Source organism: Serratia sp. PF-27 (genome assembly GCF_030053255.1).
Taxonomy (GTDB): Bacteria; Pseudomonadota; Gammaproteobacteria; order Enterobacterales; family Enterobacteriaceae; genus Serratia; species Serratia bockelmannii.
Genome location: NZ_JASGBT010000009.1, coordinates 61,828 through 77,911 on the forward strand (window position 1 = coordinate 61,828; position 16,084 = coordinate 77,911).

Below are 16,084 nucleotides of genomic sequence, written 5' to 3' on the forward strand. Positions count from 1 at the left end.
TGTTCAGTCAGAGCGTGAGGATCGCTGCCATACCGGCCGCAATCCCGCCGTACGCCAGCATCGGCAGCACGGTCTTTCTGATGATTTTGCCTTCGGCGTTACCGATCCCGAGGATCGAACAGACCGCGATAATGTTGTTCAGGCACACCATGTTGCCCATGGCGCCGCCGACGGACTGCAGGGCCAGCGTCAGATTGACGTCAAGGCCGCTGCTCTGGGCGATCGATTGCTGAATGCCGCCGAACGTCAGGTTCGAAACGGTATTGGAACCGGAGAAGAACGAGCCCAGCGCACCGAGGAACGAAGAGAACAGCAGCCAGCTCTCGCCGGTCAGCGCCGCCAACGCTTTCCCGATCAGGATCACCGGCGCGTTGTCGCCGCCCTGCATCATCAGGTTGACCATCACCAGCGCGCCGAAAAGCGCGATAAAGGGCCGCGCGATGCGCCCGCCGGTTTCGCTGAACATTTGCCGCACCTGGCCGCCATTCAGACGGAACAGCGGAATACACAGCACCACCACCAACAGGAACGGGATCAGCGCCGGGACATACAGCGTTTTGTAGCCGGCGGCGGCGGAGGTGCCCAGTACCTGCTGCAGTTCGACGATCAGCGCCTGACTAATGCGCAGCTCCCCGAGCCAGCCGAGGTTTTCCTGCCACAGCAGCGTGGTGTTGTTGAGCAGCGCCTTCAGGCCCAACTGATGCACGCGCGTCACTATCAGAATAGCAATCAGTAGCAGGGTCGGGGTCATGGCCTTGACCACCTGCAAGAACGGCACCGCCTGCCCGGCGTTCTGCAGTTTGTCGCTGCGGGCGAGACCGATGCCGCCGCGTGCCAGCAGCACCGAGAGCGCCAGGCCGATGGCGCCGCCGACCAGCGCCGGGAACTCATAGTTCACCTGGGCCAGCAGCAGATAGGGCAGGGTGCAGCTCAGCACGCTGAGCAGGATAAACGGCAGGTTACGGCGGATATCCTGCCAGGAAACGATAAAGCGCAGCGCCAGCAGAGGAATAACGAAGCCGGCGATGAAGTGGATCAGCGCGGTTTGCCGGCCGATCTCCAGCAGGCTGGCGTCCGACAGGCCGAGATTGGCAAAGCCGAACCAGGTGGGGGTGCCCACGGCGCCGAAGGAGACCGGTACCGAGTTCATTACCAGCGTCAGCAGGGCGACGCGCAGCGGGTTGAAGCCCAGCCCGACCAGAATCGGCGCGGCGATGGCGGCCGGGGTGCCGAAGCCGCTGGCACCCTCGATCATAAAGGCGAATGCCCAGCCGATAATCATCAGCTGAGCCACGGGATTGGGGCTGATGGTTTCCAGCCAGCGCCGCACCACGTTTTCCGCGCCGCTTACCTGCATCAGTTTGTTGAGCAGGATGGCGCCGGCGATGATGGTGATCGGCGTCAGCGTCGACACCAGCGCGGTGATGATATTCGCATGCAGCAGCCGCAGCGAGGCATCGAACCACAGGAGCTGTACGGCATACACCGCGGCGGCCGTCAGCGGCAGGGCGAGATAAGAGGGCACGCCATTCCTTTTGGTCATCATCCAAATCAGCAGGACGATGGGCGCAATACTAAAAAGCAGGGGCATAAGATCCTCAGGGTTATTATTTTTATGGGCAGAGATATGTAGCTGAAAGGTTAATTACCGCAACATTTTCATTCTAATCACAACGTTGGTGACGATGCCATGCGGTAATTTTTTAACATCGGCGAACGGCGTCGGCGGTGAGAAAATCGCCGGTAGAAGGGGTTAAATTAATTGATTTAAAATCAGTGTGATAGGGATCTTTGCTGTGTGATGAGTGCGCGAGCTCACATTAATTAGGCGCTAATGTTCAATAGATTATGTCCAAAAATGCCGTAATCCCCGCGGTCTTTTGCGGCAGCGGGGAAATAATCAGAGAGGACCATTCAGAAGTAGTGGCTGATATTTTGGTAGGAACCGATGATATGTTCGATCAGCAGGCGAGTTTTTAACGGCAGATTGCGGGTGTAAGGATAGACGGCGTAAATGCCCAATACCTTGCCGCAGTGGCCGGCCAGGATCTCCGTCAGTTTGCCGTCCTGCAAATCCTCATACACCATGCAGCGCGGCACCATGGCGATGCCGTGGCCGCCGATCACCGCTTTGCGGATCGCCCGCGCATTGTTGGCCGACAGGTTGCCGTTAACCTGCAGCTCGTAGATTTCGTTGCGCCCCGGCCGTTTCATCAGCCAGTTGGCGGTGCCGCTCTCCTGGTAGGTGTAGGTCAGGCAATTGTGGCCGAGCAGGTCTTCGGCGCTGCGCGGTTCCGGGTGGCTTTTCAAATAGCCCGGCGAGCAGACGATCACCCAGCGGGAATCGAAGATCGGCCGGGCAATCAGGCTCGAATCTGGCATAGTGCCGGTACGGATCGCCAGATCGATGCCTTCTTCCACCAGATCGACGAAGCGGTTTTCCAGCCGCATTTCGACCTTTAGACTGGGATGCAGTGCGCAAAACTCCGCCACGCTCTCACTCAGCAGCAGCTCGCCCGAAATGGTCGGCACCGACATGCGGATGGTACCGGTTAATTCTTCGCTTTTTTCGCTGACGGCGTACAGTGCCTCCTGCACTTTGGCGCCGATCTCTTTGGCCTGTTGGTAGAGCGCCTGGCCGCTTTCGGTCAGCGTCAGGCTGCGCGTGGTGCGGTACAGCAGCCGGGCGCCCAGGGATTTCTCCAGCCGCCCGATGCGTTTACTGACCACCGAACTGGTGATGCCGGCGCTCTCCGCGGCCTTGCTGAACGAGCCGTAGTCGACAATCAGGGCGAACAGAATCAGGTCGTTGGCGTATTCGTGAGTGGCGAGCATAATCGGCTGTTCCCTTCAGCGGATAGAGGCGTCAGTGTAAGTCTCTCGTTTCAATAAGCAATCATCAAAATGCCCTTGGCGTCGAAATCAGAGGCTGCGCGAGCAATGAGAATTCGTCTTGATCTCATTCTCGTGCCGCTTACAATGCCTGCCAGATCGCGACTTCAGAGGTTTTTTCATGGAACTGCTACGGGTGGTTTATCACCAGTATCGTTGGCCATTTCTGGCGGTTATGGCATTGACCATGACCAGCGCCGGCTTAGGCATCGGTATTATTGCGTTTATCAATCAATACCTGATGGACGCCGGCGGCGATGCGTTGGCCGTACTGCCAATGTTTCTCGCCCTGCTGGCATTGTTGATGGCGGTCACGCTGGGATCGCAATTGGCGCTGACGACATTGGGCCATTACTTCGTCTACCGCCTGCGCGGGCAGTTAGTGAAGCGCATCCTGGATACCGATATTGAACGCCTTGAACAGTTAGGCAGCGCCTCATTGTTGGCGAGCCTGTCCAGCGATGTCCGCAATATCACCGTCGCCTTCGTGCGCTTGCCCGAACTGGTGCAAGGGGTGATTTTAACCTTGGGGTCGGCGGCCTATCTGGGGTGGTTATCGCCGAAAATGTTGGCGGTGACGGCGGTGTGGGTCGCCGTCACCGTGGTGGGCAGCGGCTGCCTGGTCTCGCGGGTTTATCGCCATATGGCCAGTTTGCGCGAGTCGGAAGAGCGTCTCTATCATCATTACGAATCGGTGATTGACGGTCGCAAGGAACTGACGTTAAACCGCAAGCGAGCGCAGGCGCTGTACGAACAGACCTATCAACCCGATGCGCAAACTTACCGCCACCATATCATTCGCGCCGATACCTTCCATTTGAGTGCGCTCAACTGGTCAAATATCATGATGTTAGGCGCGATTGGGCTGGTGTTCTTTATGGCTAACAGCCTGGGATGGGCGGACTCGGCGGTGGCTGCCACCTATTCCCTGACGCTGCTGTTCTTGCGCACGCCATTACTGCAGGCGGTGGGGGCGTTTCCGACGCTGGTCAGCGCCGAAGTCGCCTTCAACAAGCTGAAGACGCTGCACTTGGCCGAGTACCAACCGGCGTTCCCTGTCGCCGCCTGCCGTTCCTGGCAGACGCTGGAGCTGCGTGACGTGGTTTTTCACTATGCAGATAAGGAACAGCAGCCCGGTTTTGCCGTCGGGCCGCTTAATCTGACGCTGCGGCGTGGCGAGCTGGTCTTTTTGATCGGCGGCAACGGCAGCGGCAAGTCAACGCTGGCGATGCTGTTGACCGGATTGTACCGACCGGTGAGCGGCCACATCGTGCTGGATGGCGTCGCCCAGACCGCGGCGGATATGCCGGACTACCGCCGGCTATTTTCGGCGATTTTCACCGATTTTCATCAGTTCGATCGTTTACAAGGGCCGGAAGGCGGTGAACCCGATGCGAAGCTGGTCGCCGCCTGGCTCGAGCGGTTGAATATGAAAAGCAAACTGCAGTTCGACGGCACCAGGGTGACCAATCCGCAACTGTCGCAGGGGCAGCGCAAGCGTCTGGCTTTGCTGCTGGCGGTGGCGGAACAGCGCGATATCTTGCTGTTGGATGAATGGGCCGCGGATCAGGATCCGCAATTCCGGCGCATTTTCTATCGTGAACTATTGCCAGAACTGCGTGCGCTGGGCAAAACGGTGTTTGCCATCAGCCATGACGATCACTATTTCGAATACGCCGATCGGTTGCTTGAGATGCGCTCGGGTCATTTACGTGAGCTGACCGGCAGCGAGCGTGAACATGCCAGCCGGGATTCCGTCAGCAGAATCGGTTAACTCACGCCGGCCCGGGCGAGACCAAAGCGGGCCGGTGCTTCTCTTCGTATGATCCCAGTATGTCGTTTCATTTTATCCCCCGCCTTTAGCGCTGTCTGTTGTCGATTTGGCTTACGGCCAGTCAAATAATTGATAGTTGAATTATTTACCAGTGGTTTAATTTTGACCTTTCAAGGTATGACACACTGCACGTTCGTTCGCCTATCAATTCAAGTTATCGCCTGCCGATAACAGTGATATCCACGGTGCCGTTCTTACCAGGGCGGTAATGCAGATCTATGGCTAGCAGCTGTTTTTTAAATTTCCATAGGAAAAAACGACTTTATTGATCGTTAAAACAGATCGATAATTAATGTTTGAATGGTTTAATCTATTGGTTGGGGGCGCTGTGGTGAGCAAGGATGGATCTGATATCAAACGTAGAGCATGGCTGTGTGTGTTTATCGGTAGCGGGCTATTCTGGCTGTTAACCGCCGCCGTGATTTACTGGTTACTGAGTTAGCAGGTTAAGCAGGAAGGCGATTCGTGAACAAAAAGCAGGCTAAAAACCGTGAGGGCGCTGAGCGTCGCGCACCGTCCAAAATTCCGCCGTCATGGGTGCTGAGCGATGAGCAGCGCGCCTTTATTGAAGATTTATGGCAGGACACCGACTCTGAGGCGGCGCGGCCCCCATCGCGCCGCAGCGTTAGCTGATCACGCGGCTGCGGCCGGCCAACGCGCCGAACAGCATTTGCAAGACGGTCAGGCACAGCAGGGCGATCAACGGCCAGCGCCAGCCTTCCGTCAGATCGTGCAGTAAGCCAAATAGGGTGGGCCCCAGCGCCGCTAACAGATAACCGACGGATTGCGCCATACCCGACAGCAGCGTCGCCTGATGATGATGCTGACTGCGCAATCCAAAGAACGACAGCGCCAGCACCAGCGAACTCCCCGCCCCCAACCCGGCAAACGTCAGCCACACCAGTGAACTGGCGGGTTGCACCAATAATCCCCCGACGCCGATGAAGATCAGCAGCGAGCTGCCCAACGCTATTGCCCGCTGATCGCGCGCACGCGGCAAAATCACCACCATGACAAAGTTGGCGACGATTGCCACCACCTGGTAAACGAACAGTTCGAAACCCGCCTGCTGAGCGGAGGTGCCGTGGCTGGCGGCAAAGGCGCTGAACCAGCCGATGATGGTGTAGAAGGCGATCGATTGCAGCCCCATGAACATCGCTACTTGCCAACCCAGTGCACTGCCCCAGGGAGAGCGATAGCGTTGCAGCTCTGTTGGCTGCGGCTCTTTGGCGACGGGGGTGGCGGAGCGCCGCAGCTGCGGCAGCCACACCAACAGCGCCAGCAGCGCGGGCAAACCCCAACACAGCAAAGAGAACCGCCAGCCGAGGTTGGCCAGGGAGGCCAGTGGCACGGCCAGGCCGGAAGCGATGGCGGCAACCAGTGACATCACCGCCGCATAGGCAGCGATCATCGCGGCGGCGCGATGTGGGAAATCTCTTTTCACCAGCGTTGGCAGCACCACGTTGGCGAAGGCGATGGCGGCGCCGATCAGGACGCTGCCCGGCCAGAGCATGGCGTCTTGTGGCAGGGAACGTAGCACGATACCGCAGACCAGCAGCGCGAGGGCCAGGCCCAGGGTGCGCTCGATGCCGATGCGTTTCGCCAGCGCTGGGGTCAGCGGCGAGAGAATGGCGAACAGGATCAGCGGCAGTGAGTTGATCAGGCCGGCGGCGGTGGCGGACAACGCCAGCTGTTGCTGGATCTGCTCCAGCAGCGGGCCGACGCTGGTCAGGGCGGCGCGCAGGTTGGCCGCGATCAGCATAATGCCGACGATCAGCAAAATAGGGCGGTGTAACCGGCGACGCGGGGTCGCGGTGGACGCTGGGGATGAAGCGGGTTGCGGCATGGGTTCCTCGCACCAGGGCATGCAGTCAATCAGCGCTGCATGGCGTGATGCGTTGATTGACGTTAACGCTTACGTACCGACAAGGGGCCGATATCTGATCGCAAGTGTAGGGAAGATGGCTCGTACTGACAAGGGGATGGCCCGGCGGGATGGTGGCGGTTAATCCCCGCCGGCCGCAGGATAATTATCATTATGTGATCCTGGTCACTGAGTGAACTAAAAGTCATGGCGTTGGGCGCACCATGCGCCGCTTTCGCTTTCCGTGCAGCCCACGTCTCAGCGCTCCGGGGGTTAGCGCTCGTCATGGCATTTCATTTTTCTCCCATTCCACTTTTTGCTTTTCGATTCGTTTCGATTCGAAAGGTTTTTTGGCGGTTTTTTTGCTAAAACGGGGCTGTAAGCCCGATCACAATTTCATTGCTTTCGCTTTGCTGTAATGCCAGCGCAGTAGAGCGAAAGCCATCTTCTCCCCGGCGATGCCGGAAACCTGAGGACCGCAGCTCATGCCAGTGAATACCGCAAAGCGACGTGAACACATCATCGATCTGTTATGCGAGCACGGCAGCGTGCGCGTGGAGCAGCTCAGTAAGCAGTTTGCGGTATCCACGGTGACGATCCGCAACGATCTGCGCTTTCTGGAACGAAAAGGGTGTGCGCTGCGCGCTTACGGCGGCGCAATGCTCAATCAGCAATTCGCTTTCGATCGGCCGTTACGGGACAAAGGGCGGTTGAATCGCGACGTCAAAACGCTGATCGCCAACGCGGCGGCCGGCTATGTGCGCGATGGCGATGCGTTGATCCTCGATTCCGGTTCCACCACCGCGCAGATCGTGCCGTTCCTGAAGGGGCGGCGCGATCTGGTGGTGATGACCAATGCGCTGAACATTGCCTACGAGCTTTCGGGAAACGACGGGGTGGAAGTCATGGTGCTGGGGGGCAGCGTGCGCCGCAACTCTTACTCGCTCTACGGTCCGGCTGCCGAGCAGCAATTGCGTCAGTACCGCTTCGACAAACTGTTTTTGGGCGTCGACGGGTTCGATCTGAGCGCCGGCATCACCACGCCTCACCCCGGTGAGGCGCACCTCAATCGCGTGATGTGCGAGGTGGCGCGCGAGATTATCGCGGTGGCGGATGCCAGCAAATTCGGTCGCAAGAGCTTTTGCATGATTCGCGAAGCCGGACAAATCCATCGGCTGATCACCGACAGCCGTCTTCCGGACGATTACGAGCGGGCGTTAACCGAGCTGGGCGTGGAGGTCATCATCGCCGATCGGTAGCAGGGCGCCTGCATGGGGGCTTCATGCAGCAGTTGTTACAGCTTGTCGAGCAGCACAAGGCCGGTATGCCGGTCGGGATCTTTTCCGTCTGTTCCGCCCATCCCTGGGTTCTGAAGGCCGCGCTGCGGCAGGCCAAAGCGCGCGGCACGCCGGTATTGGTGGAGGCGACGTCCAACCAGGTTAATCAATTCGGCGGCTATACCGGCCAAACGGCGGCCCAGTTCCGCGATGCGCTGTGGCGCCTGGCGGATGAAGTGGGCCTGGCGCGCGAGCGCGTGTGGCTGGGTGGCGATCACCTGGGGCCCAACGCCTGGCAAGATCGCCCGGCTCAGGAGGCGATGGCGCTGGCGGAAACCTTGATCGACGATTACGTTCGCGCCGGATTTCGCAAAATTCACCTCGATTGTTCCATGTCGTGCGCCGGCGATCCCTCGCCCCTGGGGGATGCCACGGTCGCCGAGCGTGCGGCGCGCCTGTGCGCGGTGGCGGAGCGGGCCTGGGCGCAGAGCGGCGGCGAAGCGCCGGTCTATGTAATCGGCACCGAAGTGCCGGTCCCGGGCGGCGCGCAGGAGGCGCTGGCGGGTCTGCAGGTCACCACGCCGCAGGCGGTGGCGCAAACGCTGGAAACGCACCGCATCGCCTGGCAAAAAGCCGAGCTGAACGATGCCTGGCAGCGAACTATCGCGCTGGTGGTACAGCCGGGCGTCGAGTTCGATCACCACAGCGTTGAGCATTACCAACCGCAGCGCGCCGACGCATTGAGCCACTTCATCGAAAGGCAGCCGGGCATGATCTATGAAGCGCACTCTACGGACTACCAACCACCGCAGGCCTACCGCCAACTGGTGCGCGATCACTTCGCCATCCTGAAGGTGGGGCCGGCGCTGACCTTCGCGCTGCGCGAAGCGCTGTTCGCCCTCGATCGCATCGAGCGTGAATGGCTGGGGGAACGCCAGTCGGCGCAGCTGTGCGCCACGCTGGAGCAGGTGATGCGCGAGCAGCCGCAGCAGTGGAGCCGCTATTACCACGGCACGCCGCACCAGCAGTATCTCGATCGCCACTACAGCCTGAGCGATCGGGTGCGTTACTACTGGCCGCAGCCGCAGGTGCAGCAGGCCGTCGACGGGTTGCTGGACAACCTGCGCCGCAGCCCGGCACCGCTGGCGCTGCTCAGCCAGTACCTGCCGGATCAGGCGCGGGCGCTGAACGCCGGCGAATTAAGCGCCGATCCGCAGGAGTGGGTGCTGCATAAAGTGACGCAGGTGCTCGACGATTACCACGCCGCCTGTTACCCGGAGGGCCGCTGACATGCCGAACATTTTAATGACCCGCATCGACAATCGCCTGGTGCACGGCCAGGTGGGTGTGACCTGGACCAATACCCTCGGCGCCAACCTGGTGGTGGTGGCCAACGACGAGGCCGCCGCCGATCCGGTGCAGCAGAACCTGATGGACATGGTGGTGGCGGAAGGGGTGCAGACCCGCTACTTCACGCTGCAGAAAACCATCGACGTGATCCACAAGGCGGCGGACAGGCAGAAGATTTTTCTGGTGTGCAAAACACCGCAGGACGTGTTGACGCTGGTGCGCGGCGGGGTGCCGATCCGTTTCGTCAACGTCGGCAATATGCACTTCGCCGAGGGGAAGCGGCAGGTGCACAAAACGGTGTCGCTGGACGACGGCGACGTGGCCGCGTTCCGCGCGCTGGCGGCGCTGGGCGTGGAGTGCGAAGTGCGCCGGGTGCCGGATGAAGCGGGCGAGGCGATCGGCAAATTGCTCTTTTGAGCCTGGGGGGAAGCATGTTGACGGATGCGTTATTGATTGCGCTGTTGGCCGGATTGGCGGGGGTTGACCTGTTCGACGGTCTAACCCACTTCCACCGGCCGGTGGTGATGGGGCCGCTGGTGGGGCTGATTTTGGGTGACGTCTACACCGGCTTGTTGGTGGGCGGGACGCTGGAGCTGGTGTGGATGGGGATGGTGCCGCTGGCGGGCGCCCAACCGCCGAACGTGGTGATCGGCGGGGTGATCGGCACCGCGTTCGCCATTCTGACCAAGGCCGATCCTAAAGTGGCGATCGGTGTGGCAGTGCCGTTCTCGATTGCGGTGCAGGGCTGCATCACGCTGCTGTTTACGCTGTTCTCACCGATGATGCACCGCTGCGATCGTATGGTGAAAGAGCTGAACTGGCGCGGCATCGAACGGGTGAACTATCTCGGCATCAGCATTCTGTTCATCTTCTATTTCGTGGTGGCGTTCCTACCGATTTACTTCGGCGCCGACGCGGCCAGCGCCATGGTGCAGAAAGCGCCGGGCTGGCTGCTGGACGGGCTGGCGGTGGCGGGCGGCATGATGCCGGCGATCGGTTTCTCGCTGCTGATGAAGGTGATGATGAAAAAAACCTACGTGGCCTATTTTATCCTCGGTTTCATCTCGGTCACGTTCCTCAAGCTGCCGATCCTGGCAGTGGCGCTGGGCGCCCTGGCGATCGCTTTGATTGATTTCTTCAACACGCAACGCGGCGCGGCAGAGGCGACCGCCCGGCCCGCTCCGCAGGAGGACGCCGAAGATGGCATTTAACGATTCCGACGATCTGCTGGCGCAAAAGGCCGAGCAGCGCATGGCGCAGGCGCTGGCCACCAGCCAGGTGGAGCAGGATGATTATCTGGACAGCCAGCCCGCCGAGGCGCTGACGCGCGGCGACATCAACCGCATGGCCTGGCGTTCGCTGCTGCTGCAGGCGTCGTTCAACTATGAACGCATGCAGGCGGGCGGCTGGCTGTATCAGCTGATCCCCGGGCTGCGCAAGATCCACCGCAACCCGCAGGATCTGGCCAACTCGATGAGGATGCACATGGAATTTATCAACGTGCACCCGTTCGACGTCACCTTCCTGTCCGGCCTGGTGCTGGCGATGGAGCAGAACAAGGAGAAAATCTCCACCATTCGCGCGGTGAAAGTGGCGCTGATGGGGCCGCTCGGCGGCATCGGCGACGCGTTATTTTGGCTGACGCTGCTGCCGATCTGTGCCGGGATAGGCGCTTCGCTAGCGTTGGAAGGGAGCTTGTTCGGGCCTATCGTCTTCCTGCTGCTGTTCAACCTGTTTCATTTCGGCCTGCGTTTTGGGCTGGCGCACTACGGCTATCAGGCCGGCACCAGCGCGCTGGCGCTGCTGAAGACCCACACCCGGCGCATTTCTCACGCCGCGTCGATCGTTGGCATGACGGTGATCGGCGCGCTGGTGGCGTCGTATGTGCACCTGTCCACGCCGCTGGTAATGCATGCCGGCAAGGCCAGCGTGGCCTTGCAGACCGACGTGCTGGACAAGTTGATGCCCAATTTATTGCCGCTGTGTTTCACGCTGCTTATTTTCTTCCTGATGAAGCGCGGATTCTCACCGGTGAAGCTGATAGGCGTCACGGTCGCGATCGGCGTAGTAGGCAAATTTATCGGCATTTTGTGAGGAGCGAGCGATGCCAGGCATTGTGATTACCGGCCACGGCGGTTTTGCCACCGGGCTGTTGCAGGCGGTGGAACAGGTGGTGGGGCCGCAGCGGCACTGCGCGGCGGTTGATTTCCCCGAACAGATGAGTACCGCGCAGCTCAGGGACGCCCTACGCTCGGCGCTGGCTGCGGTGATGCAGCCGGACGGCGTGGTGTTCCTGACCGATATGCTCGGCGGTTCGCCGTTTCGCAGCGCCTGCGAACTGGCGGATGAGCAGGGCGATTGCGAAGTGCTCACCGGCGTCAATATGCAGCTGGCGGCGGAAATGATGCTGGAGCGCGACGGGTTGAGCCTGGATGAGTTTCGCGAGGTGGCGCTGGCGTGCGGCAAACGGGGCCTGACCAGCCTGTGGCATGAGCGCCGCCGAGTGAAGTGCGAAGACGTGCAGACCGACGGCATCTGAACGAACGCCGGGCGCGGTAGCGCCCGGCTCTGCGGGTTATACCGGCAGCGGGCTCAGCGCCAGGCGCGCCGGTTGATCTTCGCTGCGGCTGAAGCGCCAGCAGGTCTGGTGGTACTTCGCCACGCTGTTGCGGTGCGCCACGCTGATCAGCGTCACGTCCGGCAGTTCATCCACCAGCAGGCAGTACATCAGCTGCTCGGTTTCGTCGTCCAGCGCGCTGGTAGCCTCGTCGAGGAACAGGATGTTCGGGCGGATCAACAGGGCGCGGGCGAACGCCAGCCGCTGTTGCTCACCCGGCGACAGGCGATGGCTCCAGTTGGCGGCGGTATCCAGCCAGCGCTGCAGGTGCTTCAGGCGGCAGTTTTCCAGCACCCGCATCAGCTGTTCGTCGCTGTATTCTGACGCCAGGCTCGGGTAGCTCAGCGCCTCGCGCAGCGTGCCGATCGGAATGTAGCTGCGCTGGGGCAGGAACAGCGTGTTGGCGTTGGCCGCCACCCCGATGGCGCCCGCGCCGTAAGGCCAGATACCGGCGATGGCCCGCAGCAGCGTCGACTTGCCGCAGCCGGAAGGGCCGACGATCAGCAGGCGATCGCCGCGTTGCAGCGTCATCTCGGCGCCGGCCAGCAGCGGCTGGCCGTCGGGTAAGTTCAGGCTGAGGTTATCCAGCGTTAACGGATGGGCGGCCTCTTTCCGCAGCTGAATGCCGCGCGGCTGATGGTGAACCTGATCGACGGCGGCGTTGAAGCCGGCCAAACGGTTAACGCAGGCTTTCCAAGTCGCCAAATCGTTAAACGCGTCGATAAACCACGACAGCGCACCCTGCACCTGGCCGAAGGCCGAGGCGATCTGCATCAGGCCGCCCATCTGAATGGCGCCGGAGAAGTAGCGCGGCGCGGCCACCAGCAGGGGAAACACGATGGCGAACTGGCTGTAGAAGTTGGTGGCAATGTTCAGCCGCCGGGTGATGCGCATAATTGCCCACCAGTTGCTGCGAATGGTGTCAAAACGATCGCCTAGCTGCTGTGCCTCGCGCGGTTCGCCGTGGTACAGCGCGATGGCGTCGTTGTTTTCGCGGATGCGGATCAGGCCGAAACGGAAGTTCGCCTCGTACCGTTCCTGGTTGAAGCCCAGCATGACCAGCGGTTTGCCGACCCACCAGATCAGCAGCGATCCCAGCACCGCATACAGCAGCGCGAACCACACCATATAGCCGGACAGCGTGATGGCGTGCTGACCGAGCGCGAAGGTCATCGGCCCGCTGACGTGCCATAAAATGTCGATAAAGGAAAACAGCGTCACCAGGCTGGAGAGCAGCCCGAGTGACAGCGACAGGGTATATTGGGTCAATACGTTGAGATCTTCCGCGATACGCTGATCGGGGTTATCGACGATCTGTTGCTGCTCGGTGTGATAATACGCCTGGTGCGCCAACCACTTCCCCATGAACTTTTCCGTCATCCAGCGCCGCCAGCGCATCTGGAGCCCCTGGGTGAGGTAGATCTTGTAGACCGCCAACACGATAAAAATCAGCGCCAGATAGGTAAAGCGCCACAGCTGCGCCTTGAACACCGGGTAGTTTTTGTTCTGCAACGCATCGTAGAACACCTGGTTCCACTGGTTGATCAGCACGCTGATATAGACCAGGCCGAGTGACAGGATGACGATGGCGATCAGCATCATCCAGGCGCGCCATCGTTCCTCCGACACCCAAAAGGGTTTGATCAGCTGCCACACGGCGTGTTTCTGCAAGGGGGTTGCGTTCATAACGGCTCGATAATTGCGGTATTTCGTTCAGCATGGGCTGCGGGCCGGTAACAAACAAACCGTGACTGTAAGCAGTTTTAACTCCGCTAACCGTTTGAAATAAAGCGGCTGAATCGCCGGCAGCGTGCAGCTGGGCGCAATTGCGGCATACACTCCGGCGCCGGGCGGTTATACTGGCGCCGAATTTTTGCAGAAAGGATAAACGATGAAGGCTTGGTTTCCTCTGTTGCTGACCTGCGGCGTCTTCGCCAGCGTCCGGGCCTGGGCGCACATTGACGAGCCGGACATCGCCGCCGACTGCCAAAAGGTGGCGAGCTACGCCGAACTGGGAAAAAAGGCCTATCAGCGGCAGGATTACGCTAAAGCCGCCGACATCTTTCGCGATCAGGCGGCTTGGAGCGAGTTTTGCGGCCTGAGCGAGCAGGCTGTCGCCACGGCTTACAACAACGTGGCGTTGTCGCTGATGCACGCCGGCGAATTGCTCAAGGCGCAGGCCTATCTGGCGCTGGCGCCGCACGATGACAAATCGCAGCACAACATGAGCCTGTTGCGCCAACGCCTGGCGCAGCGGCCACAGCCGCAGGGGCCGGCCGGCGTGTATTGGCAATACGCCGGGCGCGGCGTGTGGAGCGAAGTGACGGTGAAGCCGCAGGGCGAGCGGTGGCTGATTGATTTTTCCGGCTACGCCATGCCGCAGATGGGGTTGTATTACGGGCCGAACATGGGCGATTTCACCGCCGAGCTGCCCATTGAGCACGGCAAGGCCGTCTACCATCAGCATGACTCGGAAAGCGCGCAGGTCTGCGACGTCATGCTAGAGTTTGGCGAGCAAGCGCTGGAGATGCATACGCGGGGGGATTGCGGGTTCGGTCACAACGTGCGGGCGGAAGGGCGGTTCGTGCGGGTCGAATGACCCGCCCCGGCGATCGGGGCGAGAAGGGTTACGCCAGCGCGGCGGCGCCCAGCAGGTTTTTCCAAGCTTCCACATTGCCCAGATAGTTGCCGGCCGGCAGCAGATGCAGGCGGCCTTCGCTGTCCTGCAGCGCAAAGGTCGGGAAGCCCTGGCCTTGCACTTTGGCCAGCAGCGCCCGGCTTTCCGCGATGTGTTGCGCGGTTGGCGCGCCGCTGCTAAAGCGCATTTCGGCGATAAACGCCGCCGAAGGCAACCCCAGCTCTTTCGCCAACGCTTCCAGCACCGGCGTGTCGGCGATGCGCCGGCCTTCCTGGTAGTGCGCCCGCTGAATGCGGTGCAGCATGTCCAGCCCGCGTCCCGCCAGTTTCTCCGCCGCCAGGATAGCGGTGATCGGCGGCTCGGAATCCATCACTGCCGTGGTGTCGCGCAGCAGGCCGTTGAAATAGGCTTCGCCGAAAGGCTGGCCCGTCATCTCCGCGATGCGTTTGTCGTGCGGAATGACGTAGTTGCGCCATTCGTCGGTGATTTGGCGGCGGTTGTTACCGGTCATCATGCCGCCGGCGTGCGGCACCACCTTCAGCCCGGGGAGGCTCTGAGCCGCTTTCACCAGCGGCGCGGCGCCGTAGCACCAGCCGCACAGCGGATCGAAAATATAATGCAGAGTGGTTTCGGTCATTTTTACTCCTCGCTTGGCGCGCGGCAGTTCACCGCGGCGCCAGGGCTGGTTCAATCACGCACGGGCGCTTATTGCGGCCACTTCATCTCGCCTTTCAGCACTTTCGCGCTCAGTTCCAGGCTCGACTCGTCTTTCAGCGTCGGGTAGTGTTTTTTCATCGCTTCAATCAGCGCGGCGGAATCCTTGGCTTTCGGCAGCTCGGCTTCCAGCGTGGTCAGGTATTTTTGGGTAAAGTGCACCGATGCCAGCGTTTGCGCTGCGCCCGGCAGGAAGTGGCCCGGCACGACGACCTGTGGCTTCAGTGCTTCGATGTTTTTCAGCGTCTGCTGCCAGTGCTGGCGCGATTCTACGCTCTGGTTGTCGGCGATCCACGGATGGATATTGTCACCGGCGACCGCGACACCGCCCACGACCGCTTTCAGCGCCGGGATCCACACGAAGGTGCGATCGGGGGTCGGGCCGTTCAGGCCTTTCACTTCCACTTTCTGGCCGTCGATGGTGAAGCTGTCGCCCTGCAGCGGCTGCGGCACGATCACGGTTTTCGGCGCGTTGTCTTTCAGGATCGGGCCCCAATAGGCGACTTTACCGTCTTTGGTGGCGTTGATGTCCTTGATGGTGCCTGGCGAAGCGATGATTTTCGCCTCCGGGAAGGCTGCCTTGATCACGTCCAGACCGAAATAGAAATCCGGGTCTGAGTGGCTGATATAAACGGTGGTCAGTTTCTTGCCGGTCGCCTTGATCTTTTTCACCAGCTCTTCGGCATCGTTACGCTGGAACTGAGCGTCGATCAGCGCCACTTCGTGTTTGCCGCTGACGATTTCGGAAGACACCGGGAACACGCTTTTCTCGCCCGGGTTATACACTTCCATGGTCAGGGTATCGGCAGCGGTGGCGTAAGTGCTCAGGGTGGCGACGCCGGTGAAGGCCAGAGTTAACAGTGATTTCTTAAACATGGGCAGAGGTCCTTAGGTATCA

The 16,084-nt window shown here is 60.6% G+C and carries 16 protein-coding genes; 10 read left to right on the forward strand and 6 right to left on the reverse strand.

The features are described 5' to 3' along the window. Window positions 1–7: 7 nt before the first annotated feature. Together QMZ29_RS04285 and QMZ29_RS04290 are read right to left on the reverse strand one after the other, a co-directional pair. Window positions 8–1,591 carry an L-lactate permease gene (locus QMZ29_RS04285; RefSeq protein ID WP_043139775.1) on the reverse strand — a complete coding sequence of 528 codons (1,584 nt, stop codon included), beginning with the start codon at window positions 1,589–1,591 and terminating at the stop codon, window positions 8–10. Between the two features lie 323 nt (window positions 1,592–1,914). Beyond that, entirely contained in the window at window positions 1,915–2,835 is a 921-nt protein-coding gene (locus QMZ29_RS04290) for a LysR family transcriptional regulator (RefSeq protein WP_025304091.1), read from the reverse strand. A 178-nt stretch (window positions 2,836–3,013) separates the two neighbouring features. Between QMZ29_RS04290 and QMZ29_RS04295 the strand changes: the two genes are divergently transcribed. The 3 genes from QMZ29_RS04295 (at window position 3,014) to QMZ29_RS04305 (ending at window position 5,359) form a co-directional block, all read left to right on the forward strand. Continuing rightward, a complete protein-coding gene (locus QMZ29_RS04295) occupies window positions 3,014–4,666 on the forward strand; it encodes a multidrug ABC transporter permease/ATP-binding protein (protein ID WP_043139777.1) in 1,653 nt (550 codons plus the stop codon). A gap of 388 nt (window positions 4,667–5,054) precedes the next feature. Continuing rightward, window positions 5,055–5,168, forward strand: coding sequence for a YmiA family putative membrane protein (locus tag QMZ29_RS04300; protein WP_049232362.1), 114 nt, complete (start codon window positions 5,055–5,057; stop codon window positions 5,166–5,168). A gap of 23 nt (window positions 5,169–5,191) precedes the next feature. Further along, complete coding sequence (locus QMZ29_RS04305; protein WP_167324577.1) at window positions 5,192–5,359, forward strand: YciX family protein; 168 nt, start codon at window positions 5,192–5,194, stop codon at window positions 5,357–5,359. On the opposite strand, the gene QMZ29_RS04310 is transcribed toward QMZ29_RS04305, so the two are convergent. After that, the gene (locus QMZ29_RS04310; protein WP_025304089.1) at window positions 5,352–6,572 is read right to left on the reverse strand and encodes a CynX/NimT family MFS transporter; all 1,221 of its coding nucleotides are present in this window, start codon (window positions 6,570–6,572) and stop codon (window positions 5,352–5,354) included. The genes QMZ29_RS04305 and QMZ29_RS04310 overlap by 8 nt on opposite strands. A 503-nt stretch (window positions 6,573–7,075) precedes the next feature. Here QMZ29_RS04310 and agaR point away from each other — a divergent pair. Genes agaR through agaF form a run of 6 tightly spaced genes read left to right on the forward strand, consistent with a single transcriptional unit; the run spans window position 7,076 to window position 11,756 of the window. Next, complete coding sequence (agaR, locus tag QMZ29_RS04315; protein WP_004931804.1) at window positions 7,076–7,849, forward strand: transcriptional repressor AgaR; 774 nt, start codon at window positions 7,076–7,078, stop codon at window positions 7,847–7,849. Window positions 7,850–7,872: 23 nt separating this feature from the next. After that, a complete protein-coding gene (locus QMZ29_RS04320) occupies window positions 7,873–9,156 on the forward strand; it encodes a D-tagatose-bisphosphate aldolase, class II, non-catalytic subunit (RefSeq protein WP_043139785.1) in 1,284 nt (427 codons plus the stop codon). A 1-nt stretch (window position 9,157) separates the two neighbouring features. Next, window positions 9,158–9,634, forward strand: a complete 477-nt coding sequence (agaV, locus tag QMZ29_RS04325; protein WP_019455696.1) for a PTS N-acetylgalactosamine transporter subunit IIB — start codon at window positions 9,158–9,160, stop codon at window positions 9,632–9,634. A gap of 14 nt (window positions 9,635–9,648) precedes the next feature. Then, the gene (gene agaW, locus QMZ29_RS04330; protein WP_019455697.1) at window positions 9,649–10,428 is read left to right on the forward strand and encodes a PTS N-acetylgalactosamine transporter subunit IIC; all 780 of its coding nucleotides are present in this window, start codon (window positions 9,649–9,651) and stop codon (window positions 10,426–10,428) included. Next, a complete protein-coding gene (locus QMZ29_RS04335) occupies window positions 10,418–11,311 on the forward strand; it encodes a PTS system mannose/fructose/sorbose family transporter subunit IID (RefSeq protein WP_147823273.1) in 894 nt (297 codons plus the stop codon). The genes agaW and QMZ29_RS04335 overlap by 11 nt, the downstream gene beginning before the upstream one ends. 10 nt (window positions 11,312–11,321) lie before the next feature. Next, complete coding sequence (gene agaF / locus QMZ29_RS04340) at window positions 11,322–11,756, forward strand: PTS galactosamine/N-acetylgalactosamine transporter subunit IIA (RefSeq protein WP_025304086.1); 435 nt, start codon at window positions 11,322–11,324, stop codon at window positions 11,754–11,756. A gap of 36 nt (window positions 11,757–11,792) precedes the next feature. On the opposite strand, the gene QMZ29_RS04345 is transcribed toward agaF, so the two are convergent. Next, window positions 11,793–13,520, reverse strand: coding sequence for an ABC transporter ATP-binding protein/permease (locus QMZ29_RS04345; protein ID WP_261426926.1), 1,728 nt, complete (start codon window positions 13,518–13,520; stop codon window positions 11,793–11,795). Window positions 13,521–13,725: 205 nt separating this feature from the next. On the opposite strand from QMZ29_RS04345, the gene QMZ29_RS04350 reads away from it, so the two are divergent. Continuing rightward, complete coding sequence (locus tag QMZ29_RS04350) at window positions 13,726–14,433, forward strand: tetratricopeptide repeat protein (RefSeq protein WP_151428125.1); 708 nt, start codon at window positions 13,726–13,728, stop codon at window positions 14,431–14,433. 28 nt (window positions 14,434–14,461) lie between these two features. Here QMZ29_RS04350 and QMZ29_RS04355 read toward each other — a convergent pair whose 3' ends face one another. Next, window positions 14,462–15,109 (reverse strand): DsbA family protein, encoded by a 648-nt coding sequence (locus tag QMZ29_RS04355; protein ID WP_025304083.1) that lies wholly within the window; start codon window positions 15,107–15,109, stop codon window positions 14,462–14,464. Between the two features lie 68 nt (window positions 15,110–15,177). Continuing rightward, window positions 15,178–16,062 carry an MBL fold metallo-hydrolase gene (locus tag QMZ29_RS04360; protein ID WP_025304082.1) on the reverse strand — a complete coding sequence of 295 codons (885 nt, stop codon included), beginning with the start codon at window positions 16,060–16,062 and terminating at the stop codon, window positions 15,178–15,180. Window positions 16,063–16,084: the final 22 nt, after the last annotated feature.